The 22,187-nt window shown below is 68.2% G+C and carries 24 protein-coding genes; 6 read left to right on the forward strand and 18 right to left on the reverse strand.

Translation table 11 applies throughout. The features are described from left to right. Positions 1-49: 49 nt before the first annotated feature. Positions 50-1,039 (forward strand): CobD/CbiB family protein, encoded by a 990-nt coding sequence (locus RMP06_RS01845; protein ID WP_310460074.1) that lies wholly within the window; start codon positions 50-52, stop codon positions 1,037-1,039. Here RMP06_RS01845 and RMP06_RS01850 read toward each other — a convergent pair whose 3' ends face one another. Next, on the reverse strand, positions 1,040-1,660 hold the full coding sequence (locus tag RMP06_RS01850) for a LysE/ArgO family amino acid transporter (RefSeq protein ID WP_310460075.1): 621 nt from the start codon (positions 1,658-1,660) through the stop codon (positions 1,040-1,042). A gap of 75 nt (positions 1,661-1,735) precedes the next feature. Between RMP06_RS01850 and RMP06_RS01855 the strand changes: the two genes are divergently transcribed. Beyond that, entirely contained in the window at positions 1,736-2,638 is a 903-nt protein-coding gene (locus RMP06_RS01855) for a LysR family transcriptional regulator ArgP (protein WP_310460076.1), read from the forward strand. On the opposite strand, the gene rsgA is transcribed toward RMP06_RS01855, so the two are convergent. Continuing rightward, a complete protein-coding gene (gene rsgA, locus RMP06_RS01860) occupies positions 2,632-3,546 on the reverse strand; it encodes a ribosome small subunit-dependent GTPase A (protein WP_310460077.1) in 915 nt (304 codons plus the stop codon). The two genes, RMP06_RS01855 and rsgA, sit on opposite strands and share 7 nt — an antisense overlap. Next, positions 3,533-4,801 carry a M48 family metallopeptidase gene (locus tag RMP06_RS01865; protein WP_310460078.1) on the reverse strand — a complete coding sequence of 423 codons (1,269 nt, stop codon included), beginning with the start codon at positions 4,799-4,801 and terminating at the stop codon, positions 3,533-3,535. Before RMP06_RS01865 ends, rsgA begins: the two co-directional genes overlap by 14 nt. Positions 4,802-4,857: 56 nt before the next feature. Between RMP06_RS01865 and orn the strand changes: the two genes are divergently transcribed. Beyond that, positions 4,858-5,442 carry an oligoribonuclease gene (gene orn / locus RMP06_RS01870; RefSeq protein ID WP_310460079.1) on the forward strand — a complete coding sequence of 195 codons (585 nt, stop codon included), beginning with the start codon at positions 4,858-4,860 and terminating at the stop codon, positions 5,440-5,442. Here orn and vapC read toward each other — a convergent pair. The 12 genes from vapC to RMP06_RS01930 all read right to left on the reverse strand — a co-directional run bounded on the left by vapC (position 5,432) and on the right by RMP06_RS01930 (position 17,753). Continuing rightward, entirely contained in the window at positions 5,432-5,836 is a 405-nt protein-coding gene (vapC, locus tag RMP06_RS01875; protein ID WP_310460080.1) for a type II toxin-antitoxin system tRNA(fMet)-specific endonuclease VapC, read from the reverse strand. The genes orn and vapC overlap by 11 nt on opposite strands. Positions 5,837-5,855: 19 nt before the next feature. After that, the gene (vapB, locus tag RMP06_RS01880) at positions 5,856-6,089 is read right to left on the reverse strand and encodes a type II toxin-antitoxin system VapB family antitoxin (RefSeq protein ID WP_310460081.1); all 234 of its coding nucleotides are present in this window, start codon (positions 6,087-6,089) and stop codon (positions 5,856-5,858) included. Between the two features lie 83 nt (positions 6,090-6,172). Then, complete coding sequence (locus RMP06_RS01885; RefSeq protein ID WP_310460082.1) at positions 6,173-7,081, reverse strand: DMT family transporter; 909 nt, start codon at positions 7,079-7,081, stop codon at positions 6,173-6,175. Then, positions 7,078-7,539 (reverse strand): MarR family winged helix-turn-helix transcriptional regulator, encoded by a 462-nt coding sequence (locus RMP06_RS01890; RefSeq protein WP_310460083.1) that lies wholly within the window; start codon positions 7,537-7,539, stop codon positions 7,078-7,080. The genes RMP06_RS01885 and RMP06_RS01890 overlap by 4 nt, the downstream gene beginning before the upstream one ends. 35 nt (positions 7,540-7,574) lie before the next feature. Further along, positions 7,575-9,371: an acyl-CoA dehydrogenase family protein gene (locus RMP06_RS01895; RefSeq protein WP_310460084.1), complete on the reverse strand. Its 1,797-nt coding sequence runs from the start codon at positions 9,369-9,371 to the stop codon at positions 7,575-7,577. A gap of 30 nt (positions 9,372-9,401) precedes the next feature. After that, complete coding sequence (locus tag RMP06_RS01900; protein WP_310460085.1) at positions 9,402-10,151, reverse strand: ABC transporter ATP-binding protein; 750 nt, start codon at positions 10,149-10,151, stop codon at positions 9,402-9,404. 4 nt (positions 10,152-10,155) lie between these two features. After that, positions 10,156-11,934, reverse strand: coding sequence for a branched-chain amino acid ABC transporter ATP-binding protein/permease (locus tag RMP06_RS01905; RefSeq protein WP_310460086.1), 1,779 nt, complete (start codon positions 11,932-11,934; stop codon positions 10,156-10,158). Positions 11,935-11,937: 3 nt separating this feature from the next. Then, entirely contained in the window at positions 11,938-12,975 is a 1,038-nt protein-coding gene (locus RMP06_RS01910; protein ID WP_310460087.1) for a branched-chain amino acid ABC transporter permease, read from the reverse strand. Between the two features lie 89 nt (positions 12,976-13,064). Further along, positions 13,065-14,201, reverse strand: coding sequence for an ABC transporter substrate-binding protein (locus RMP06_RS01915; protein WP_310460088.1), 1,137 nt, complete (start codon positions 14,199-14,201; stop codon positions 13,065-13,067). An 81-nt stretch (positions 14,202-14,282) separates the two neighbouring features. Continuing rightward, positions 14,283-15,053 carry an SDR family NAD(P)-dependent oxidoreductase gene (locus RMP06_RS01920; protein ID WP_310460089.1) on the reverse strand — a complete coding sequence of 257 codons (771 nt, stop codon included), beginning with the start codon at positions 15,051-15,053 and terminating at the stop codon, positions 14,283-14,285. Between the two features lie 19 nt (positions 15,054-15,072). Continuing rightward, positions 15,073-16,929: a feruloyl-CoA synthase gene (locus RMP06_RS01925; protein WP_310460090.1), complete on the reverse strand. Its 1,857-nt coding sequence runs from the start codon at positions 16,927-16,929 to the stop codon at positions 15,073-15,075. Beyond that, entirely contained in the window at positions 16,926-17,753 is an 828-nt protein-coding gene (locus RMP06_RS01930) for a crotonase/enoyl-CoA hydratase family protein (RefSeq protein ID WP_310460091.1), read from the reverse strand. Before RMP06_RS01930 ends, RMP06_RS01925 begins: the two co-directional genes overlap by 4 nt. Before the next feature lie 194 nt (positions 17,754-17,947). Here RMP06_RS01930 and RMP06_RS01935 point away from each other — a divergent pair, with 194 nt between their 5' ends. Both RMP06_RS01935 and RMP06_RS01940 read left to right on the forward strand, forming a co-directional pair. Then, positions 17,948-18,811 (forward strand): amidohydrolase family protein, encoded by an 864-nt coding sequence (locus tag RMP06_RS01935; RefSeq protein WP_310460092.1) that lies wholly within the window; start codon positions 17,948-17,950, stop codon positions 18,809-18,811. Positions 18,812-19,005: 194 nt separating this feature from the next. Beyond that, positions 19,006-19,311, forward strand: a complete 306-nt coding sequence (locus RMP06_RS01940; protein WP_310460093.1) for a c-type cytochrome — start codon at positions 19,006-19,008, stop codon at positions 19,309-19,311. Between the two features lie 144 nt (positions 19,312-19,455). Here the strand turns inward: RMP06_RS01940 and RMP06_RS01945 are convergent, their stop codons facing one another. From RMP06_RS01945 to lptM, 3 genes are all read right to left on the reverse strand, one after another. Next, entirely contained in the window at positions 19,456-20,226 is a 771-nt protein-coding gene (locus RMP06_RS01945; protein ID WP_310460094.1) for a ferredoxin--NADP reductase, read from the reverse strand. 79 nt (positions 20,227-20,305) lie between these two features. Further along, positions 20,306-21,592 carry a diaminopimelate decarboxylase gene (gene lysA, locus RMP06_RS01950; RefSeq protein ID WP_310460095.1) on the reverse strand — a complete coding sequence of 429 codons (1,287 nt, stop codon included), beginning with the start codon at positions 21,590-21,592 and terminating at the stop codon, positions 20,306-20,308. Continuing rightward, a complete protein-coding gene (gene lptM, locus RMP06_RS01955) occupies positions 21,589-21,762 on the reverse strand; it encodes an LPS translocon maturation chaperone LptM (protein WP_310460096.1) in 174 nt (57 codons plus the stop codon). The genes lysA and lptM overlap by 4 nt, the downstream gene beginning before the upstream one ends. A 69-nt stretch (positions 21,763-21,831) precedes the next feature. Between lptM and cyaY the strand changes: the two genes are divergently transcribed. Continuing rightward, positions 21,832-22,176: an iron donor protein CyaY gene (gene cyaY / locus RMP06_RS01960; RefSeq protein ID WP_310460123.1), complete on the forward strand. Its 345-nt coding sequence runs from the start codon at positions 21,832-21,834 to the stop codon at positions 22,174-22,176. Positions 22,177-22,187: the final 11 nt, after the last annotated feature.

Below are 22,187 nucleotides of genomic sequence, written 5' to 3' on the forward strand. Positions count from 1 at the left end.
GGGTGAAGGCTGATGCCGTGTCGTTGTTCACGCCGTTATCATTGACGGCATGAGTTTCCTCGCCGTCCTGCTGGCTTTGATCGTCGAACAACTGCGGCCCCTGCCGCAGGGCAATCCCGTCCATGAAGCCCTGATCGACTGGGCACGCTGGACCGCGCGCAACTTCGATGCCGGGCGCGAGCACCACGCCTGGGTGGTCTGGGCCGTCACGGTCTTCACGCCGGCCTTGCTGGCCTGGGGTGCCTTCGCGCTGCTGCACCAGCAAAGCCTGCTGCTGGCACTCGGCTTCAACCTGTTGATCCTCTACCTGACGCTGGGCTTCCGCCAGTTCAGCCATTACTTCACCGACATCCGCGACGCACTGGAGCAGGGCGACGAGGACCGCGCCCGCCGCGTGCTGCAGGAGTGGCGCCACCTCGACGCCAGCGAGTTGCCCCGCACCGAGTTGCTGCGCCACGTCATCGAGCACGCACTGCTGGCCGCCCACCGCCATGTCTTCGGTGTGTTCTTCTGGTTCGTGCTGGGGTCGGCGCTGGGGCTGGGACCGGTGGGTGCCGTGGTGTACCGGATGTCCGAGTTCTGCGCCCGCTATTGGGCATTCAAGATCCGCGCGGAAACGGCACCTGTCAACGGGGCGCTGATGCAGCGCTCGCAAGCGGCGTTCGCGGTGCTCGACCATGTGCCGGCGAGGCTGACAGCGGCCGGCTTCGCCGTGGTTGGCAATTTCGAGGAGGCTGTGGACTGCTGGCGGCAGTGCGCGGGCCTGTGGAAGCAGTCGAACGACGGCATCCTGCTGTCGGCGGCGGCCGGTGCCTGCGGTGTTTCGCTGGGTGGTGCCGATGCACCGACGCTGGGTGCCGGTGCGGCTGGCTACGCCGTGGCCTTGCCTGGCGAATTGCCCGTGGACGGTCAGGGCAGCACCCCCGGCGCGCCGCCGGCCCTGTCCCACCTGCGTACGGTCGTCGGGCTGGTGTGGCGCTCGATGGTGCTGTGGATGATGCTGCTGGCGCTGCTGTCGCTGGCGAACCGGTTGGGTTGATCAGCCCTTCAGGGTCTGCAAGGTCAGGCCACCCGCCAGCCCGATCATCATCATCGCCACTGTGGCGTCGAACACGCGCCAGGTGTGTGGCCGGCGGAACAGTGGCGCCAGCCGGCCCGCTGTCCACGCCAGCAGCGTGAACCACAGCAGGCTCGCCGTCATCGCTCCCGCCGCGAAGACCCAGCGGTCGTCACCTTGCGCATTGGCCAGCGAGCCGAGCAGCACGGTGGTGTCGAGCCACGCATGGGGATTGAGCCAACTGAATGCCGCTGCCTGGACCAGCGCGGCCGACAACGCCAGCGGCGCCCCCCCTTGCGGGTCGAGTCCTTGCCCCGCAGGGCGCCACGCACGCCGCGCCGCTTGCATGCCGTAGACCGACAGGAACAGGATGCCCGCGACCGTCAACAGCGGAATCGCCAGCGGAAAGCGCGTGGACGCCGCGCCGATGCCTGCGGTGCCGAGCGCGATCAGCGCTGCGTCCGACACGGCACACACGGCGACCACCGCCGCCACATGCTCGCGCCGGATACCTTGGCGCAGGACAAACGCGTTCTGAGCGCCGATGGCCATGATCAGACCGGCGCTGGCGGCCATGCCGAGGAAGTAGGTGGAGGTGTTCATGCCGTGCAGCGTAGGGGGCGCCCGGTGTGCAGTACAGCTAAACTTCCTAACCATGATTAAGTTGTACTTCATCGAATGATCGACCTCGTCGCGCTGCGTGCGCTGTCCTGCGTGCTGCGGCTGGGCAGCTTCGAGCGGGCGGCGCGGGAGCTGCACGTCACGCCGTCCGCAGTGTCGCAGCGGGTCAAGGCGCTGGAGGAGCGGCTGGGCTGCGTGCTGCTGATCCGCTCGGCGCCCGTCACGGCCACGCCAGAAGGGGCCCGTCTGTACCGCCATTACCTGCAGATCGAGATGCTGGAGGCCGACCTGCAGCACGACCTGCAACCGCTGGCCGAGGCGGGCAGCGCCGCCGCTCGCCCGCGCAGCATTCCCGTGGCCGTCAACGCCGACAGCCTGGCGACCTGGGTCGTGCCGGCGATGGTCGATTTCCACGCCCGCAGCGGCGACACGCTGGCGCTGCACGTCGATGACCAGGACCACACCCGCGAGTGGCTGAAGAACGGCACGGTGTTTGGCGCCGTGACGGCGGCCGCCGAGCCGGTGGGTGGCTGCCGGGTGGATCCGCTCGGTTCGATGCCTTATCTCGCGGCGGGCAGCCCGGCGTTTGCACAGCGGTATTTCTCTGGCGTGACGCTTGCGGAAGGGTTTCGGCGTGCGCCGATGCTGGTCTACAACCAGAAGGACCAGATGCAGCACCGCTTCCTGTCACAGGTGATCGGCGAGGACTGCACCCCGCCGCAGTGGTGGGTGCCGTCGGCGCAGGGGTTTCTCGATGCAGCCGTGGCCGGGCTGGGCTGGGGGCTGCAGCCGATGCCGCTGGCTGCGGCTGCGCTGGCGTCGGGCGCGCTGGTGGACCTCTGCCCGGGGCACAGCGTGTCGGTGGCGCTGTACTGGCAGAGCTGGCGGCTCGATTCGGCCAGCGTACGCACGCTGCGGGAGTGTGTCTGGCGGGCCGCATCCGCCGTGCTCGATCAGTAGTGCGTGCGCCCCAGCTCGTCGCGCACTTCGAGGTAGATCCGGTGCCGCGACGGCGCGATGTCCCCGCGTTCCAGCGCTGCCAGCACCGCGCAGCCCGGCTCGTGGTCATGGCTGCAATTGGCGAAGCGGCACTGGCCCAGGTACGGTGACAGGTCCGGCATCCATGCCGCGAGGTCTTCCACCGGGATGTGGCGCAGGCCGAATTCCTGGAAGCCCGGCGAGTCGATCAGCGCGCCTTTGTGCGCGTCGTCGAGCCAGTACCAGCGGGTGTGCGTTGTCGTGTGGCGGCCGGAATTCAGCGCCACCGAGATTTCGCGCACCGGCGCCGCAGCGTCCAGCCCGAGCAGGTTGACCAGCGTGCTCTTGCCGGTGCCGGACGGGCCGAGCACCAGCGTCGAGCCGGTGGCGAGCAGGTCGGTCAGGCGGGCGCGGGTCTCGTCCGGCTGGGCCTTGATCGCCACCTCGATCACGTCGTAGCCCATCTTCACGTAAGGGGCCAGCCGGGCGCGGGCGAGCTGCGCCGATTCGATCAGGTCGATCTTGTTCAGGAGAATGCTGACCTTGATGCGCGCCTGTTCGGCCGCGATCAGCGCACGGGCGAGCTGGCTTTCACTGAACACCGGCTCGGCGGCGACCAGGATCAGCAGCCGGTCCAGATTCGCGGCGAAGGACTTGGTTTTCCACTCGTCCTGGCGGTAGAGCAGGTTGGTGCGTGGCTCCAGCGCCTCGATCACGCCCTCGTTGCCCAGCGTGTCGGTGGGCTGCCAGCGCACGCGGTCGCCGACGACGAGCTGGCTTTTCTTGCCCCGCGGGCTGCATTTGATCTCGCGGCCCTCCGGTGTCTCGACGGTGTAGTGGCGGCCGTGGCCGGCGATGACGAGGCCGATGTCGAGTTCAGGAGTGGGCATGGAGGGCGGCAAGGCGTTCGGACGCGGGTGGGTGGGAATAGTGGAAGCGCACGTACAGCGGATCGGGGGTCAGCGTGTTGGCGTTGTCCTCGAACAGCTTGAGCAGGGCAGATTTCAGGTCGGTCGCTTGCGCCTGCTGGCTGGCGTAGGCGTCCGCCTCGAACTCGTGGCGGCGGGACACGGCGGCCGTGATCGGCGTGATGAAAAAACCGAACACCGGCCCTGCGAGCGTCAGCAGCAGCAGCGCGAGGCCGTGGTTCGGCGCCATCAGGTTGGGCTGCACACCCAAGCCCGTGTAGAACGCTGGCTGGTTCATCAGCCAGCCCAGCAGCGCCAGGCTCGCCAGCCACACGCCCATCACCGTGACCAGCCGCTTGGGCACATGGCGGTGGTGGAAGTGGCCGAGTTCGTGGGCCAGCACCGCCTCAATCTCCTCGGGGGACAGGCGGGCCAGCAGCGTGTCGAAGAAGACCACGCGCTTGCTGCTGCCGAAGCCGGTGAAGTAGGCGTTGGCGTGGGCCGAGCGCCTGGATCCGTCCATCACGTACAGGCCCTGTGCCTTGAAGCCGCAGCGTTGCATCAGCGCCTGCACGCGGCCCTTGAGCGCCTCGTCGGCCAGTGGGTGGAACTTGTTGAACAGCGGCGCGATGACCGTCGGGTAGAGCACCTGCATCAGCAGCGTGAATCCGGCCAGTACCGCGAACGCCCACAACCACCACAGCGCCCCCGCCGCCGCCATCAGCCACAGCACCAGCGCCAGCAGCGGCACGCCGACCGCGACACCCACGACGGTGCCGACCAGCGCGTCCTTGAGCCACAGCGCCCAGGTCATGCGGTTGAAGCCGAACTGCTGCTCGATGCGGAAGGTGCGCCACAGGTCGAAGGGCAGATCGATCACGCTGCCGATGGCGCTCACGGCCATCAACAGCGCGATCTGGTAGCCGAGTGCGCCCCAGCGCGGCAGCGCCCAGTCCAGCACAACGGCATTGACCGCGTCCAGCCCGCCCAGCAAGGTCCAGCCCAGCAGCATCGCACCACCCCAAGCGGTCGTCAGCAGCTCGAAGCGCTGGCGGGCGATGGTGTAGTCGGCGGCTTTCTGGTGGGCCTCCAGCGACACCACGTCGGCGAAGGCGGCGGGCACGGCACCGCGGTGCTGCGCCACGTGGCGGATCTGGCGGCTGATCAGCCACAGGCGGGTGCCGAGCATCGCCACGAGGGCGGCGGCAAAGGCGAACGTCACGGCGAGCGAATTCATCCGCGGATTCTCGCCGATGGCGCGTGGGAAAATCGCCGCTTCTCCTGGAGCCCCTGATGACCGAGCCGATTGCCGCTGAAGCCCCCGTCCCGACCCTGACCCGCAACGACCAGAACCTCGTCTGGATCGACATGGAAATGACCGGGCTCGACCCGGCGACCGACCGCATCATCGAGATTGCCGTCGTCGTCACCGATGCGCAACTCACCGTGCGCGTCGAAGGCCCGGTGATCGCCATCCACCAGTCCGACGCCGTGCTGAACGGCATGGACGCCTGGAACAAGGGCACCCACGGCAAGAGCGGCCTGATCGACCGCGTGAAGGCCTCGACCGTCACCGAAGACGACGCGGGTCAGCAGGTGATCGCCTTCCTGAAGCAGTACGTCAGCGCCAAGGTCTCGCCGATGTGCGGCAACAGCATCTGCCAGGACCGCCGCTTCATGGCCAACTACATGAAGAAGCTCGAAGCCTTCTTCCACTACCGCAACGTCGATGTCTCCACGCTGAAGGAGCTGGCGCGCCGCTGGCAACCGGGGCTGGTCGAAGGCTTCAAGAAGCACCAGAAGCACACGGCGCTGGCCGACATCCACGAGTCGATCGACGAGCTGCTGTACTACCGGGCGCACATCCTCAAGGTGTGAGCCAGTTTTCCGTCAACAACCCCTCGACCCGATCGAACTCGCGCAGGTTGTTGCTCACCAGCGTGAGACCCTCGCTGCGTGCATGGGCGGCGATGTGCAGGTCATTGACGCCGATCGGCAGCCCGCGCCGCTCCAGCGCGGCACGGATGCTGCCGTAGTGCTGTGCGGACTTCAGTCCGTAGGGCAGCACGTCGAGCCTGCTGCAGAAGTCCTCGACCACCCGCAGGTTGCGGGGTACATCGGCGCTTTTCTCTGCACCGTGCAGCAGCTCCGCCAGCGTCACGGCCGAGATCGCCATGCGTCCGTGGTGGTGGTTGAATACTTCGCGCACCTCGGGCGGGCGGTGCTTGATGACGTAGATGACGATGTTGGTGTCGAGCAGGTACTTCAACATGGTCGTTGGGCGTCGGTCCTCAGAAGCTGTCCCGAGGCGACTGTCCCTGCGAGGCCCGCTCTGCCATGAAGTCATCGGTCGCCTGCGGGCCGTCCAGGAAGAAGCTGTCCCACGCGGCGTTCAGCGGGGCAATGATGCGTTCCTTGCCCACGACGCGAACGTTCACCAAGCGGGTCTCCGCCGGAAAACGCACGTCAGCGGGCAGGCGCACGGCCTGGGTGCGGTTGTTCGTGAAGACGGTGCTGGCGGTCATGGGTCACCTCGGCGGCAGACTGCATTGCGTGCGGTACACGTTGACTATATACCGCGCGTTTGCCCCTTGGCCGCTCTACCGTCTCATTTCCTGGCCAGATAGACGCCCGCCATCGCGATCGCCATCCCCACCATCGCCAGCGGACTGAGCGCCTCGCCGAACAGCGCCCACGCCACCACCGCCGTGCAGGGCGGCACCATGTAGAACAGGCTGGCGACGTTCACCGCGCTGCCCGAGCGGATCAGCAGGTTCAGCAGCCCGACCGCGCCCAGCGAGAGCACCAGCACCAGCCACCCCAGCGCGAAGACGAAGGCATCCGAGGACCAGTCGATCGCGCGGTCCTCGGTCCACCAGGCCAGCGCGCCGGTGACGAGCAGGCAGGGAACAAACTGCGCCACTGCCCCGGTGCGGAAATCGAAGCGCGGGCAGAAGCGCTTCTGGTAGAGCGTGCCCGCCGTGATGCCCAGCAGCGCGAACAGTACCGCCGGCAGGCCGGGCAGGTGGACGAGGTGGCGGAACGTCTGCAGATCGAACCCTGCGCCCGCCAGCCGCGACGACAGCACCAGCACCACGCCCACCAGCCCGAGCACGAGGCCGAGCCACTGTTTCGGCCGCACCGCCTCGCCCAGCACCCAGCCGGCGCCCACCGCGGTCAGCAGCGGTTGCAGCCCGACGACCAGGCTGGACACGCCTGCCGGCAGTCCTTGCGAGATGCCGGTGAACACGCCGCCCAGGTAGACCGCATGGACCAGCAACCCGGCCACCGCCAGATGTCCCCATGCGCGCGCACCTTGCGGCCACGGCGCCCGCACCCACAGCGCCGCCAGCGCCATCAGCGCGACGACCAAGGCATAGCGTGCCGCCAGGAATCCCAGCGGCGGTGCGTGCGGCAGGCCCAGCTTGGCGCCGATGAAGCCGGTGCTCCACAGCAGCACGAACAGCAGCGGTGCGTGGCGCACCCAGCCCGTTGCGGGCACGGCGGTGCTGGTCATGCCGGGCGGTGCCGAGCGATCTTGTCGAGCAGCTCAATCAGCAGTGCCCGTTCGGCGCGGCTCAAGCAGCCGTCGAGGTCGGCCTCCATCGGCGGGGTCAGCGCCCGGGCCTGCTCTGCCAAGGCACGACCAGCGTCGGTGAGCATCACATGCTGCGAGCGCCGATCGACCTCGCTGCGCACCCGCTGGAGCGCACCGCGGACCTGCATCCGGTCGAGCAGGATGGTGAGGTTCGGCGCGGACAGGGCCAGCGATTGCGCGAGCTGCTTGGGCGTGAGCTGGGCATTGGCCAGCAGCAGCATCAGCAAGGAGTACTCGACCGGGCGCAAGTCGAGCGGCTGGCCGATGTGCTGAATGAACGTGACATGGGTCGTTACCCGCGCGCAGGCCAGGTGGTGACCGACGACGTTGTCCAGCACGCCTTGCGCCGGACCCTGCTTCTTGGTACTGCTGCTCATCACCGCATGATGCCCGCCCGCGCGCGATGTGCCCATCACGCGGGGAGCCAGCCCAGCGCCAGTGTCGCGTCCGCCACACGCTGCCAGCGCCAGCGCGCCGCGGGCAGCAGCCAGGTGCGGCCGTGCTCGGTGACGGTGTGGAGCCAGTCGCGGCGGGTGGTGTCGGTGTCGTTCAGGGCGGCCCGTGCCAGCCGCGCCCAGCTCCACGCCAGCAGGCTGTGGCCGAGCGCGTGCAGGTAGTCGTCGGCGACGAGGAAGGGCCGGTCCGGCGCTGCAGCCCGGCCGGCCTGCAGCGCAGCGGTGGCGGCGACGATGGTCTCGACCTCGTCGGTGAGCGTGGCGGCCCAGGTGCGCAGCGTGCCGGCCGCGTCGTCCGGTGCGGCCCGCAGCATGTCGATCTCGACGCGGAATGCGTCCAGCAACAGATCCAGCCGCTGCGGCCGGTCCAGCACCTTGCGCAGCAGCAGGTCGATCGCCTGGATCTCGTTGGTGCCCTCGTAGATCATCGCGATGCGGCTGTCGCGCACGTGCTGCTCGATGCCCCAGTCGTGCACGTAGCCGTGGCCGCCGAGCACACCCAGCGCCTCGTTGGTGCCGTGGTGACCAAGGTGGGTCAGGAAGGCCTTGAGGATCGGGGTGAGCAGGGCGACAAGTTCGTGCCGCTCCTTGCGCACCGCGGTGTCGGGGTGGTGTTCCGATTCGTCGAGCAGGATCGCGGTCCAGTACGCCATGACGCGGGCGCCTTCGCACTGCGCGTGCAGGTCGAGCAGCGTGCGGCGCATGGCGGGGTGCCAGGCGATCGGGTCCGGGCCTTTGTGCGCCGCGTCGGCGTCGGCCGGGCGGGCCGGGGCGCGCAGTTGCAGCCGTTCGCGGGCGTAGCCGGTGGCGATCTGGCAGGCGGCCTCCAGATGGCCGAGGCCCTGCATCCCGACGTGCAGCCGCGCCGAGTTCATCATCAGGAACATCGCCGCCAGCCCGGCGTTCGGCTCGCCCAGGATCCAGCCCTCGGCGCGGTCGAAGCGCATCTGGGCGGTGGCGCTGCCCTTGATGCCCATCTTCTTCTCGATGCCGTCGCACCACGCGCCGTTGCGGCGGCCATCCGGCATCCACTTGGGCACGAGCACCAGCGTCAGGCCCTTCGTCCCCGCGGGGGCACCGGGCAGGCGGGCGAGCACGAGGTGGACGATGTTGTCCGTCATGTCCTGGTCGCCGCCGGAGATGAAGATCTTGTTGCCCGTGACGGTGACCGCGGCGCCATTGACGACCGGCGCGTCCGGATCGACCGGCTCGCAGCGGGTGCGCGTCAGGCCCAGGTCGCTGCCGGCCTGCGGCTCGGTCAGGTTCATCGTCGAGAGCCATTCGCCGCTGACGACCTTCGGCAAATAACGCGCACGCAGCTCGGGCACGGCGTGGTGGCGGATCGCTTCATACGCGCCGTGCAGCAGGCCGGGGTACATCGTCCAGGCGTGGTTGGCCGAGACGAGCATCTCGTAGAGCGCCGCGTTGAGCAGGCTCGGCAAGCCCTGGCCGCCGTCCTCGGGCGCGCAGGGCAGCGAGGGCCAGCCGCCTTCGACAAACGCTTTCCAGGCGGCGGGATAGCCGGCGGGTGTCGTCACGGCGTTGGCCTGCCAGCGGCAACCCTCGGTGTCCCCGGAACCGTTCAGCGGCGCGATGACCTCGTGCGCAAAGCGGCCCGCCTGCTCCAGCACCTCGCGGGCGGTGTCGGCGTCGAGGTCGGCGAAGTCGGGCTGCTGCTGCCACGAGGTGGGCGCGTCCAGCACCTGCTCGATGACGAACTGCATGCGCTGCAGGGGCGGGGTCCAGGTGCTCATGGAGAAGGGTCAGGAAATGGTTTCGATGGATTACTTCTTCTGCGCGCCGAGGTAGGTCTCGATCACGCGGGCATCCCCGGCGAGCTGGCGGGCCGGCCCTTCCAGCGCGATGGCGCCGGTCTCCAGCACATAGCCGTAGTCGGCGACTTCGAGCGCGGCGCGGGCGTTCTGCTCGATCAGCAGGATGCTCACGCCCGTCTCGCGCAGCTTGGTGATGGTGCGGAAGATGTCGCGCACGATCAGCGGCGCGAGGCCCAGGCTCGGCTCGTCGAGCATCAGCACCTTGGGCTGGCTCATCAGCGCCCGCCCGACGGCCAGCATCTGCCGCTCGCCGCCGGACATCGTGCCAGCGTGCTGGTCGCGGCGCTCCTTCAGGCGCGGGAACAGCGTGTAGACGACATCGAGCTGGTCGCGCCAGGTGCCGTTGCCGCCGCGCATCTGGCGCCAGCCGCCGAGCACGAGGTTGTCCTCGACTGTCATCGTGGAGAACAGCTCGCGCTTCTCCGGCACCAGCGCGAGGCCGGCCATCACGCGGTCTTCGAGCGTGACGTTGGCGAGGTCCTGGCCGTCGAAGAGCACCTTGCCCGTCGAGGGCAGCACGCCCATCAGCGCGTTCAGCGTGGTGGACTTGCCGGCGCCGTTCGGGCCGATCACGGTGACGACACTGCCGCGGGGCAGCGTCAGGTTCAGGCCCGAGAGCACCTCGGCCTTGCCGTAGCCGGCGTGCAGGCCGGTGACGGACAGCAGGGGAGTGGGGGCGTTCGTGGAGTGCGTCGTCATGGTGTCAGTGCTCCGTGCCGAGGTAGGCGGCGCGCACGACCGGGCTGGCCTGCACTTCGGCGGGGGTGCCCTCGATCAGCTTGGTGCCGAACTCCATCACCACGATGCGGTCGGTCAGGTTCATCACGAAGTCCATGTCGTGCTCGACCAGCAGCAGGCTCATCCCTTCGGCCTTCAACTGGCGCAGCACGTCGGCCAGCGCCTGCTTTTCCTTGTGGCGCAGGCCGGCGGCGGGTTCGTCCAGCAGCAGCAGCGCCGGGTCGGTACACAGCGCACGGGCGATTTCCATCATCCGCGCCGGGCCGAGGGCGAGGTTGCCGGCGAGTTCGTGCATCTGGTCCTGCATGCCGATGCGCACCAGTTGCCGCTCGGCTTCGCGGAAGAGCTGGCGCTCCTCGGCGCGGTCGAGCCGCAGCATCGCCGTGACCGTGCCGGACGAGCTGCGCAGGTAGCCGCCCAGCGCCACGTTCTCCAGCACCGTCATGTCCGGCAGCATCTTGACGTGCTGGAAGGTGCGCGACAGGCCGCGCTCGGCGATCTCGCGCGAGGACAGCCCCGAGACATCCTGGCCGCGGAACTGCACCCGCCCGGAGGTCTTGCTCAGCACGCCCGAAACGAGGTTGAAGGTCGTGGACTTGCCGGCGCCGTTCGGCCCGATCAGCCCGACGATGTCGCCGGTGCGGATCTGGAAGCTCACGTCGTTCACCGCCACCAGCCCGCCGAACTGCTTGCGCACCTTGTCCACGTCGAGCAGCAGCTCGCCCGCGGCCGGCTTGCTGCGCTCGGGCAGCGGCGCGGCGTCGGCCCAGTCGCGCACCCGCTGGCGCGAGGGCAGGAAGCGGGCGAACAGCTTCTCCAGGTGTGGCCAGAGTCCTTCGGGCGCGTACTTGAGCACGACCACCAGCACCACGCCGAAGATGATGCTTTCGTAGTTGCCGCTGGAGCCGATCAGGCGCGGCAGCCAGGTCTGCAACTGCTCCTCGATGACCTTGACCAGCGCCGCACCCGCGAAGGCGCCCCAGACATTGCCCACGCCGCCGAGCACGGCCATGAACAGGTACTCGATGCCCTTGCCAAGGGCGAACGGCGACGGGTTCACCGTGCGCTGGAAGTGCGCGAACAGCCAGCCCGAGATGGACGCCAGCATCGCCGCGAGCACGAAGGCCAGCACCTTGTAGCGGTAGGTCGAGATGCCCATGGCCTCGGCCATCGTCACGCCGCCCTTGAGCGCGCGGATGGCACGACCCGTGCGCGAGTCCAGCAGGTGGACCACGCCGACGGCCGCCAGCAGCGCGACGATCCAGATCACGTAGAAATAGCTGCGCCCCGACGCCAGGCTGGTGCCGAACAGCGTCATCGCCGGCACGCCCAGGATGCCGTCGTACTTGCCCAGCCACTCCATGTTCGACATGGTGTAGTAGAGCGACAGCGCCCAGGCGATGGTCGCCAGCGGCAGGTAGTGGCCCGACATCTTCAGCGTCACGGCGGCCAGGACGAGCGCCACGACCACCGTGATGGCCAGACCGATGAACACGGTCAGCCACGGCGACAGGCCATGGTTGACCGACAGATAGGCTGCCGTGTAGGCGCCGACGCCGACAAACGCCGCCTGACCGAAGGAGGTCAGGCCGGCCACTCCGGTGAGCAGCACGAGGCCGAGCGAGACGGTGGCGTACAGGCCGATGTAGTTGAGCTGGGTGATCCAGAACTCCGGCACCGGCAGCACTGGCAGCAGGGCCAGCAGCGCGGCGAAGAACAGGAACCAGCGAGTGCGTGCCGCCACGGGTCAATCCTCCTCAGTATGCGGGTCACGCAGCGAACGCCACAGGAGCACCGGCAGGATGGAGGTGAACACGATCACCTCCTTGAACGAACTGGCCCAGAACGAGCCGAACGATTCCAGCAACCCGACCCCGACCGCGCCGACCAGCGCCAGCGGGTAACTCGACAGTCCGCCGAACACGGCAGCGACGAAGCCCTTGAGGCCGATCAGGAACCCGGAGTCGTAGAACACGGTGGTGGTCGGGCCGATCAGCAGCCCCGACAGCGCGCCGATGAAGGCCGCCATCGTGAAGCTGAGCCGGCCGGCCTGCACCGTCGAGATGCCCATCAGCCGGGCGCCGAGGCGGTTCACGGCGGTGGCGCGCAGCGCCTTGCCGTAGAGCGAGCGCTCGAAGAACAGCCACAGCAGCACGATCAGCGCCGCCGAGGCCAGGAAGATGATGATGGTCTGGCCCGTCAGCATCAGCGGGCCGGCGTTGAAGCGCTCGTCCCAGAAGCTCGGGTTGCGGTAGCCCTCGGCGCCGAAGAACAGCAGCCCCACCCCCGTGAGCGCGAAATGCACCCCCACCGACACGATCAGCAGCACCAGCACCGTCGCGTCCGCCAGTGACTCGTAGGCGAGCCGGTAGGTCAGCCCGCCCAGCGGCGTGACGATGGCCAGCGTCAGCAGTGCCTGCACCACCAGCGGCAGGTGCATCGGCGCGGCCACCATCGCGACCGTGGCGATGGCCAGCGGTGCGGCCAGCGTCAGCACCGCCGATTTGGCCACCAGCCCGACCGGCCGGCGCTGGCGCCATCCGTGGACCGCCTCGACCACGGCCGCCACCGCCGCCATGATCAGCAGCAGCCAGACCGTGCCCGGCACCTTGCCGGTCTGCAGCACGGCCAGCGTCAGCGCCCCGTAGGCGACGAATTCGCCCTGCGGGATGAAGATCACCCGCGTGACGGCAAAGAGCAGCACCGTCGCGGTGGCCAGCAGCGCGTACACCGCGCCGTTGGTCACCCCGTCCAGTGCGAGGATGCTTGCAATCGAGAAGTCCATGGAGGGTCTCTGTACTCGGCCTGCCCGTGCTGACCGGTCTTGCTCCCCCTCTCCCGCAAGGCGGGAGAGGGGGCTGGAGGGTGAGGGTCTTACTCGACCTTCCAGTCGCCATTCACCACCTTCAGGATCACGCCGGTCTCGGTCGTGAAGCCCCAGTGGTTGTCCTTCGAGTAGGTCAGCACGCCGTGCGAGACCACCGTGCGGCCCATGGTCTCGGTGGCTTCCTTCAGCGCGGCGCGGAACTCGGGCGTGCCGGGCTTGCCCTTCTTCAGCGCCACCGGAATGATCTTTTCCAGCACCAGCGCGGCGTCATAGGCGTGGCCGGCGAACTGGTTGCGCGAGCCAGCGCCGTTGGCCTTCTCGTACTTCTGCACGAAGTCGATGGCGACCTTCTTCGACGGATGGTCATCCGACAACTGCTCGGCGATCACGCAGGGGCCGGAGACGACGTAGGCGCCCTCGACATCCTTGCCGCCGATGCGCATCAGGTCGCGGGTGGCGGCGGCGTGGGTCTGGTAGACCTTGCCCTTGAAACCGCGCTCGATGATGGCCTTGTGCGGCATGGCGGCGCCCGAACCGGAGGCGACGATCAGCATCGCGTCCGGGTTGGCGGCCGTCAGCTTCAGGGCCTGGGCGGTGACGTTGGTGTCGGCGCGGGCGAAACGCTCGGTGGCGATGATCTTGATCGGCAGGCCCATGGCGGTGGCCTCGGCCTGGAAGTCCTTGAGCCAGCTTTCGCCGTAGGCGTCGGTGTAGCCGAGGAAGCCGACCGTCTTCACGCCCAGCTTGCTCATGTGCTTGAGCATGGCGTGCGACATCACCGCGTTGGACTGCGGCAGGCGGAAGGCCCAGTTGTCCTTGCCGGCTTGCAGCACGGCGGGGGAGAACATGAAGTGCGGTGTCGTGGCCTCGGCGACCGTGTCCGACATGGCGATGGCGACCGGTGTGGCAGCCGAGCCCATGATGATGTCGGCCTTGTCCTGGGTGACGAAGCGCTTGGCGTTCTGCACACCCTTGGTCGGGTCGGATCCGTCGTCGAGCACGATGACGTTGAGCTTCTCGCCCGCGATGCTGGCGGGCCAGAGCTTGATGCCGTTCTGCATCGGGATGCCCAGGCCGTTGGCCGGGCCGGTCAGCGGTAGGCTGACGCCGATGGTGATGTCGGCCTGTGCGGCACCCGCGGCCCACAGGGCGGCGCAGGCGATGAGGGTCTTGTTCAGCTTCATGGGGTCTGTCTCCGTGGGGTGTAGATCAACGTTCAAGGATCAAGGAACGAAAGACGCAAGTGTGTGAGCGTGGCAGATCGGTCAGCGCGGCGCCATCCGCAATGCCCCGTCCAGCCGGATCACCTCGCCGTTGAGGTGGCCGTTCTGGACGATGTGGGCGGCCAGCGCGGCGAACTCGTCGGGCTGGCCCAGGCGCTTCGGGAAGGGGATCGATGCCGCGAGCGATTGCTGCACCGCTTCGGGCAGCTCGTTCATCAGCGGCGTGGCGAACAGGCCCGGCGCGATGGTGCAGACGCGGATGCCGAACTGCGCCAGGTCACGCGCCAGCGGCAGCGTCATGCCGACCACGCCGCCCTTGGACGCCGAATACGCTTCCTGCCCGACTTGCCCGTCGAAGGCGGCGACCGAGGCGGTGTTGACGACCACGCCACGCTCGCCCGACGTGCCTTCCAGCGGCTCGGCCTTGGCCAGACGGGCGGCGGCGAGCCGCACCACGTTGTAGGTGCCGATCAGGTTCACGCGCACGACCCGCTCGAAATCCTCCAGCGGCGCGGGCGAGCCGTCGCGCTGGATCACGCGCTTGGCGCTGCCGATGCCGGCGATGTTCATGACGATGCGCGCCGTGCCGTGGGCGGCTTCGGCGGCGTCGAGCGCGGCGGTGACGCTGGCGCTGTCGGTGATGTCGCAGCGCAGCGCGAGGCCGCCGATGTTGGCCGCCACGCGCTCGGCGCTGGCCTGGTTCACATCGAGCACCGCAACCTTGGCGCCCAGCCGGGCGAGTTCGCGGGCGACGGCCTCGCCGAGGCCCGAGCCGCCGCCGGTGACGATCGCGGCGTGTCCTTGGATCTGCATGGTGTTGTCCTTCGTGCGTTCAGGCTTTGCGCGGCAGGACCACGAACGGGTCGCCCTCGCGGCTGTCGTGGAGCTGCTCGACCAGGGCGGCGCGGTGCAGCAGCACGGCGCGCTGGTTGATCGAGCCCTTGTCGGTGACCTCGCCCTTGTCGATCGACGGCGGCTCGGTCATGACGTGCAGCCGGGCCGGGCGGTTGGCGCTGCCAGTGCCGGCGCGCCAGAGGCAGTCGGCCAGCGTCTGGAAAAACGCCTGCACGGCCTCCGGGCCCTCGCGCTCGGCGAGCTTCCTGCACTCGTCCGGCCGGGCAAAGACCAGCAGGCCGATCTCGTCGCGGTTCAACCCGGTGACGACCACGTCCTGCACGCAGGGATCGCCCGCCAGGATGACCTTGGCGCGCAGCGGGCCGACGCTGACGAACGTGCCGGTCGAGAGCTTGAAGTCCTCGGCGGTGCGGCCATCGAACAGCAGGCCGCGGGTCGGCTGTGCGGGGTCGATGAACTTCACGGCGTCGCCCGTGCAGTAGAAACCGTCCTCGTCGAAGGCGTCGGCGGTCTGCCCGGGGGCGCGCCAGTAGCCGGGCATGACGTTCGGGCCGCGGAAGCGGATCTCGGTCTTGGCCGTGTCGCCTTCGCCATCCGGCACCAGTTTGACCTCGACGCCCGGCACCGGCAGCCCGATGTGGCCCGAGCGCACGTCGGTGCCGACCGCGAAGGTGCAGGACGGCGCGGTTTCGGTCATGCCCAGGCCCGTGATGATGCGCACGCGCTCGCCGGTCTCGGCCTCGCCATGCGCGTCGAGCTTGTCCCACACCGCCTGCGACAAGCCGGCCCCAGCGAACATGAACGCCTGCGCACGGGCGAACAGCGAGCGGCGCAGCACCGGGTCGCGGTCCATCGCGAAGGCGATTTCCTCGAAGCCCTTGGGCACGTTGAAGTAGATCGTCGGCGAAATCTCGCGCAGGTTGCGCAGCGTCTCGGCCATGCCTTTCGGCGTCGGCTTGCCTTCGTCGATGTAGAGCGTGCCGCCGTTGTAGAGCACGAGGCCGACGTTGTGGTTGCCGCCGAAGGTGTGGTTCCACGGCAGCCAGTCCACCAGCACCGGCGGCTCTTCGGCGAGGAAGGCCAGGCACTGCCGCAGCATCTGCTGGTTGGCGCACAGCATGCGCTGCGTGTTGATGACCGCCTTGGGCAGCTTGGTCGAGCCGGAGGTGAAGAGGAACTTGACGATGGTGTCGGGGCCGACCTGCGCGTGGGCGGCATCACCCGAGGCGCTGGGTTCGGTGGCTAGCAGCGTGGCGAAAGGCGTGATGGAGTGGCCGTCGATGGCGCCCTCGGTCAGCACCACTTCCACGTCCGTGCCGAACACGGCCGTGATGGCCTTGCCATACGCGGGTGAGGCGGCGAAGACCAGTCCCGGCGTGACGGTCTCGGCGATGTGGCGCAGCTTGCCGTAGTCCTGCGAAATCAGCGAATACGCCGACGACACCGGCGTCACCGGCACGCCTGCCCACATCGCGCCGAGCACCAGCGTGAGGTGTTCGAGGTCGTTGTCCGACAGGATGGCGATCGGGCGGTCGGCGGACAGGCCGCGGTCGGTCAGCGCCTGGCCCACGGCGCGGGCGCGCTGCAGCATCTCGGCATAGGAGATGCGCCGCCAGTCGCCGCCTTGGCCCGCAGGCAGGCGCTTGGCGACGAAGGTGCGGTCTGGCGCCTCGGCGGCCCAGCGTTCGAGGGCGTCGGTCAGCCGCAGCGGGTAGTCGCCCAGCGGCTCGGTCGAGCGCAGCACCTGCAGGCCATCGGCGCGGGTGTCGAGGACGGCGTCGGTGCAGCCGCCGACGCGGATGTCGCGGTAACGGGGTTGGGGGGCGCTGCTCATGACTGCTTGACCACCTTGCCGGCCCGCCCTTCCAGGAAGGCGCGCAGGCGGTCTTGTGCTTCCGGGGTGTTGCTGGCCGCAGCAGCCATCAGCGACTCGGTGAACAGCCCTTCCGACGGCGACATCTCGACGATGCGCGGCAGCGCGTGCATCACGGCGAAGGCGGTCATCGGCGCGTTGCCGGCGATCTTGCGCGCCAGCTCGATGCCCTTGGCCAGCCCGGCGCCATCCGCGGTGCGGTAGTTGACGACGCCGTATCGCTCGCCCTGGTCGGCGTCGAAGACGCGGCCGGTCAGCATCATGTCGGTCATGCGCGCCATGCCCATCAGGCGGGGAATGCGCACCGAGCCGCCGCCGCCGACGAAGATGCCGCGCTGGCCTTCAGGCAGTCCGAAGTACGCGGAATCCTCGGCCACACGGATCTGGCACGACGCCGCCAGCTCCAGCCCGCCGCCGACCACCGCGCCATGCAGCACCGCGATCACCGGAACCTTGCCGAACTGAACCGCATCAAACGCGGCATGCCAGCCACGCGAATGCAGGATGGCGCCGTGGATGTCGCGCTCGACCAGTTCCGACAGGTCCAGCCCGGCGCAGAAGTGGTTGCCCGCGCCGCTGACCACGACCGCGCGTGTGTCCGCCGGCAGGTTGACGAAGGCGGTGTGGAGCTGGGTCACCAGCGTGTCGTTGATGGCGTTGCGCTTGGCGGGCCGGTTCAAGCAGATGTGGACGACCGGGCCGGATTGCTCGATCTGCAACAGGTCCAGTCCGGCCAGCAGGCCCGTGGCGGGTGCGAAGGTGGGGTCGGAGGCGGGAGTGGTCATGGCGTGAAGGGCAGCAGGAGCAACCGACGGAAATTTGATTCATAAATATAAGTATTAAGACCCTGCGGTGACCCCCATGAAAACCCTTTGTTGCGCTGCAACACGGCTTAAATCACTTCAATTTTGCGGGTAAACCCTAAACTGTGATGCTTGAATTGATTACAAAATTTAAGCAACTCATCCTGGTACTCACCATGAACACCAACGATCTCATCGCCATCGACATCCACACCCATGCCGAGGTGTCCTGCCGCAATCCCTTCGACAACTACGGCGAAGAGTACGACCGCGCTGCGGACAAGTTTTTCGGCTCCGACCGCCGTCCCACCATTGCCGAGACCGTCGCCTATTACCGGGAGCGCAAGATCGGGCTGGTGATGTTCACGGTGGACAGCGAGTCCCAGCTCGGCCGTCGCCGCATCCCCAACGAGGAGATCTGCGACGCGGCCCGCGAGAACAGCGACATGATGGTGGCCTTCGCCTCGATCGACCCCCACAAGGGCAAGATGGGCGCCCGCGAGGCGCGCCGGCTGATCGAGGAGCACGGCGTCAAGGGCTTCAAGTTCCACCCGACGGTGCAGGGCTTCCTGCCGTATGACCGGATGGCGTGGCCGCTGTACGAGGTGATCGCCGAGTACAAGCTGCCGGCGATCTTCCACAGCGGGCACTCGGGCATCGGCTCGGGCATGCGCTGTGGCGGCGGCCTGCGTCTGCAGAACTCGAATCCGATGCTGCTGGAGGACGTGGCGATCGATTTCCCCGACATCCAGATCGTCATCGCGCACCCGAGCTGGCCGTGGCAGGACGAGGCGCTGTCGCTGGCGCTGCACAAGCCGAATGTCTGGATCGACCTGTCCGGCTGGAGCCCGAAGTACTTCCCGGCGCAGCTGGTCCAGTACGCCAACACGTTGCTGAAGGACCGGATGCTGTTCGGCTCCGACTACCCGCTGATCACGCCCGAACGCTGGATGAAGGACTTCGACGAGGCCGGCTTCAAGGACAAGGTCAAGCCGCTGATCCTGAAGGAAAACGCCAAGCGGCTGCTGGGCTTCGTCTGAGCGGTGGCGCTCCAGGGCACAGCGGCGGGTGTCCCTGCCTTGCACAGTCGCCCGTCCCGGTTGTCCCAGGGTGGACGAAGATGCTGCGGGTTAACACGGGTCCGCGGCGCTGGCGCGCCGAGCGTTGACAGGAGGGCACGGCGTTTGCAACGGAGCGGCGCCCCCACCACCCCATACACCACCGAGGAGACCCCATGAAAGCTCTGCTGCCCGTTCTGGCTGCTGCCACTCTGACCCTGTCCGCCGGCCTGTCCCAAGCGGCCGACGGCAAGGATGTTTACAACCAGGCATGTGCCATGTGCCATGTGCCGGGGCTGGCCAATGCGCCCAAGTTCGGCGACAAGGAGGCGTGGGCGCCGCGGGTGAAAACGGGTCGCGAGGCGCTGCTGAATGCGGTCTTGAAGGGCAAGGGCGCGATGCCGGCCAAGGGCGGCAACCCCAAGCTGAGCGACGAGGATGTTGGCGCGGCGCTGGACTTCATGCTGGCTGCCGCAAAATGAGGCAATCTAGGCAAAGTCCTTTTGAATCAAGGACTTGAACGGTCATTCCTCCGCTCATCCCCAGGGTTATCCACAGCGGCTGTGGACAGCCAATAAAAAAGCGCGACCCGAGAGTCGCGCTTTTTGCTGGTCGAGACGACCGGATCACTGTTCGGCGAAGGCCCGCTCGATGACGAAGTCGCCCGGCGTGGTCGTGTTGCCTTCGGCAAAACCACGCTCTTCGAGCATCCGCTTGAGGTCACGCAGCATCGCGGGGCTGCCGCAGATCATGGCGCGGTCCTCGGCCGGGTTGAATGCCGGCAGGCCGAAGTCAGTCCACATGCGGCCGTCCTCGATCAGGTCGGTGATGCGGCCCTGGCGCTCGAAGGGCTCGCGGGTCACGGTCGGGCAGTAGACCAGCTTGTCGCCGATCAGTTCGCCCAGGAACTCGTGGTTCGGCAGGCCCTTGAACAGGTCCTGGTAGGCCAGCTCGTTCACGTGGCGGCAGCCGTGGACGACGATGACCTTCTCGAAGCGCTCGTAGGTTTCGGGATCCTGGATGATCGACAGCCATGGGGCCAGACCGGTGCCGGTGCCCAGCAGGTACAGGCGCTTGCCGGGGTTCAGGTAGTCGACCAGCAGCGTGCCGGTGGGCTTGCGGCCGACGATGACCTTGTCGCCGACCTGCAGGTGCTGCAGGCGCGAGGTCAGCGGGCCGTCGGGCACCTTGATCGAGAAGAAGTGCAGGCTTTCTTCCCAGTTCGGGCTGGCGATGGAATAGGCGCGCAGCAGCGGCTTGCCGTTGACGGGCAGGCCGATCATCACGAAGTGGCCGCTCGAAAACCGGAAGGCCGGGTCGCGCGTGGTGGTGAAGCTGAACAACCGGTCGGTCCAGTGGTGCACCGAGGTGACGGTTTCTTCGTTGAAGGCTTTCATGGCAGTCGCAGGCAGAGGCACGTGGCCAGCGCGGAGGGGTCGCGCGAAAGGGTCGAGGATACCTGATGGCGGCAGCAAGTCACAGATTGCCCTGCCCGTCAATCAGGCGTTCCCCGGCGAACAGGCTGGTGATGGTTTCCCGCGCACGGATCAGCGTGACCTGTGCGCCATCGACCATGACCTCGGCAGCCCGCGGACGGCTGTTGTAGTTGCTCGCCATCGTCATGCCGTAGGCGCCCGCCGACAGCATCGCCAGCGTGTCGCCGGGCTGCACGGCCATGGCGCGGTCGCGGCCGAGCCAGTCGCCCGACTCGCACACCGGGCCGACGACATCCCAGGTCTGCGCCGCGTCGTCGCGCTGCTGGCAGGGCACGATCGCCATCCACGCCTCGTACATCGCCGGGCGCGCCATGTCGTTCATCGCGGCGTCCACGATGCAGAAGTTCTTGTGCTCGCCGGGCTTGAGGTAGAGCACCTCGGTCAGCAGCACGCCGGCGTTGCCCACCAGCGAGCGGCCGGGCTCCATCAGGATCTCGCGGTGGCCGTGGCCGCGGGCGTCGATCTTGGCCAGCATCGCGCCGATCAGATCGCCGGCACTGGGCGGTTGCTCATCGGTGTAGGTGATGCCCAGGCCGCCGCCGAGGTCAAGGTGGTGGGCCGGGATGCCAGCCGCTTCGACCGCTTCCACCAGATCGAGCACGCGGTCGAGCGCGTCGAGGTAGGGGCTGACCTCGGTGATCTGCGAGCCGATGTGGCAGTCGATGCCGTGGACCGCAATGCCGGGCAGGCGGGCGGCGTGCTGGTAGACGGCCAGCGCGTGTTCGTGCGAGATGCCGAACTTGTTGCCTTTCAGCCCGGTGGAAATGTAAGGATGTGTCTTGGCGTCGACGTCCGGATTGACGCGCAGGCTGATCGGCGCGGTCTTGCCCATCGCGGTGGCGACCTCGGAGAGCACGTCGAGTTCGGCCTCGCTTTCGACGTTGAAGCAGCGCACGCCCGCCTCCAGCGCCAGCCGCATCTCGGCGCGTGTCTTGCCGACACCCGAGAACACCACCTTGTCCGCCGTGCCTCCGGCGGCCAGCACGCGCTGCAGCTCGCCCGCGGACACGATGTCGAAGCCGCAACCGGCCTCGGCGAAGGTCTGCAGCACGGCGAGGCTGGAGTTGGCCTTCATCGCGTAGCAGACGAGGTGGGGACGGCCGGCCAGCGCCTGGTGGTAGGTGGCGGCGGCCGAGCGCATGGCGTTGCGCGAGTAGACGTACAGCGGCGTGGAAAATTCGCGTGCGAGTTCAGCCAGCGCATGGCCTTCGAGCGTGAGGGTGCCGGCGGCGTCGCGGGCGAGGAAGGGGGAGCCGGGCAGGTTCATCGTGCGGGTGTCGAAGCGGAGGCGGCCACGGCCGCAGGAGGAGGAGGGGTGGTGTCCGGAGTCGGCAGCGTCAGCGGACCCTTCTGGCCACAGGCCGACAGCAGCAGGGCGCAGGCCACGGCGGCCCGCGGCGCTAAACTCGTTTTCAGCCAGTCTTGGACTTTGAACATCGACGGATTCTAGCGACCATGCACCACACCACCGCCCCGACCCCCCCGGCTCCGACGACCCCGTCCGGCCTGACCGACGCGGAGTACACCCGCAGGGCACACGCTGCGCTGGCCACGATCGAAGCAACCATCGACCGCTGGCTGGACGACGACGTGATCGACATCGATACCCACCGCACCGGCGGCCTGCTGGAGCTGAGTTTTCCGGGAGGCAGCAAGATCATCCTCAACACCCAGCCGCCGCTGCAGGAGCTGTGGATGGCGGCCCGTGCTGGCGGTTTCCACTACCGCTGGGTGAACGGTGCGTGGCGGGACGGCCGCAGCGGCGACGAGTTCTATGCTGCGCTGTCGGCCCAGGCCAGTGCGCAGGGCGGGCAGGCGCTGGTGTTCACGGCCCAGAGCAACGCGGCCTGACAACGCCGCCG

The organism is Sphaerotilus sp. (assembly GCF_031429695.1).
Classification (GTDB): Bacteria; Pseudomonadota; Gammaproteobacteria; order Burkholderiales; family Burkholderiaceae_C; genus Sphaerotilus.

What these genes read in the sequence shown, in the direction of transcription:
- RMP06_RS01890 (WP_310460083.1), bottom strand. Translation starts at nt 7,539, where the DNA reads ATGAGCAGCAGTACCAAGAAGCAGGGTCCGGCGCAAGGCGTGCTGGAC.
- RMP06_RS01900 (WP_310460085.1), bottom strand. Translation starts at nt 10,151, where the DNA reads ATGACGACGCACTCCACGAACGCCCCCACTCCCCTGCTGTCCGTCACC.
- RMP06_RS01885 (WP_310460082.1), bottom strand. Translation starts at nt 7,081, where the DNA reads ATGACCAGCACCGCCGTGCCCGCAACGGGCTGGGTGCGCCACGCACCG.
- vapC (WP_310460080.1), bottom strand. Translation starts at nt 5,836, where the DNA reads ATGTTGAAGTACCTGCTCGACACCAACATCGTCATCTACGTCATCAAG.
- RMP06_RS01945 (WP_310460094.1), bottom strand. Translation starts at nt 20,226, where the DNA reads ATGAAAGCCTTCAACGAAGAAACCGTCACCTCGGTGCACCACTGGACC.
- RMP06_RS01895 (WP_310460084.1), bottom strand. Translation starts at nt 9,371, where the DNA reads ATGAGCACCTGGACCCCGCCCCTGCAGCGCATGCAGTTCGTCATCGAG.
- RMP06_RS01915 (WP_310460088.1), bottom strand. Translation starts at nt 14,201, where the DNA reads ATGAAGCTGAACAAGACCCTCATCGCCTGCGCCGCCCTGTGGGCCGCG.
- lptM (WP_310460096.1), bottom strand. Translation starts at nt 21,762, where the DNA reads ATGTTCAAAGTCCAAGACTGGCTGAAAACGAGTTTAGCGCCGCGGGCC.
- RMP06_RS01845 (WP_310460074.1), top strand. Translation starts at nt 50, where the DNA reads ATGAGTTTCCTCGCCGTCCTGCTGGCTTTGATCGTCGAACAACTGCGG.
- vapB (WP_310460081.1), bottom strand. Translation starts at nt 6,089, where the DNA reads ATGACCGCCAGCACCGTCTTCACGAACAACCGCACCCAGGCCGTGCGC.
- RMP06_RS01935 (WP_310460092.1), top strand. Translation starts at nt 17,948, where the DNA reads ATGAACACCAACGATCTCATCGCCATCGACATCCACACCCATGCCGAG.
- RMP06_RS01925 (WP_310460090.1), bottom strand. Translation starts at nt 16,929, where the DNA reads ATGAGCAGCGCCCCCCAACCCCGTTACCGCGACATCCGCGTCGGCGGC.
- lysA (WP_310460095.1), bottom strand. Translation starts at nt 21,592, where the DNA reads ATGAACCTGCCCGGCTCCCCCTTCCTCGCCCGCGACGCCGCCGGCACC.
- RMP06_RS01920 (WP_310460089.1), bottom strand. Translation starts at nt 15,053, where the DNA reads ATGCAGATCCAAGGACACGCCGCGATCGTCACCGGCGGCGGCTCGGGC.
- rsgA (WP_310460077.1), bottom strand. Translation starts at nt 3,546, where the DNA reads ATGCCCACTCCTGAACTCGACATCGGCCTCGTCATCGCCGGCCACGGC.
- orn (WP_310460079.1), top strand. Translation starts at nt 4,858, where the DNA reads ATGACCGAGCCGATTGCCGCTGAAGCCCCCGTCCCGACCCTGACCCGC.
- RMP06_RS01930 (WP_310460091.1), bottom strand. Translation starts at nt 17,753, where the DNA reads ATGACCACTCCCGCCTCCGACCCCACCTTCGCACCCGCCACGGGCCTG.
- RMP06_RS01940 (WP_310460093.1), top strand. Translation starts at nt 19,006, where the DNA reads ATGAAAGCTCTGCTGCCCGTTCTGGCTGCTGCCACTCTGACCCTGTCC.
- RMP06_RS01865 (WP_310460078.1), bottom strand. Translation starts at nt 4,801, where the DNA reads ATGAATTCGCTCGCCGTGACGTTCGCCTTTGCCGCCGCCCTCGTGGCG.
- RMP06_RS01910 (WP_310460087.1), bottom strand. Translation starts at nt 12,975, where the DNA reads ATGGACTTCTCGATTGCAAGCATCCTCGCACTGGACGGGGTGACCAAC.
- RMP06_RS01855 (WP_310460076.1), top strand. Translation starts at nt 1,736, where the DNA reads ATGATCGACCTCGTCGCGCTGCGTGCGCTGTCCTGCGTGCTGCGGCTG.
- RMP06_RS01850 (WP_310460075.1), bottom strand. Translation starts at nt 1,660, where the DNA reads ATGAACACCTCCACCTACTTCCTCGGCATGGCCGCCAGCGCCGGTCTG.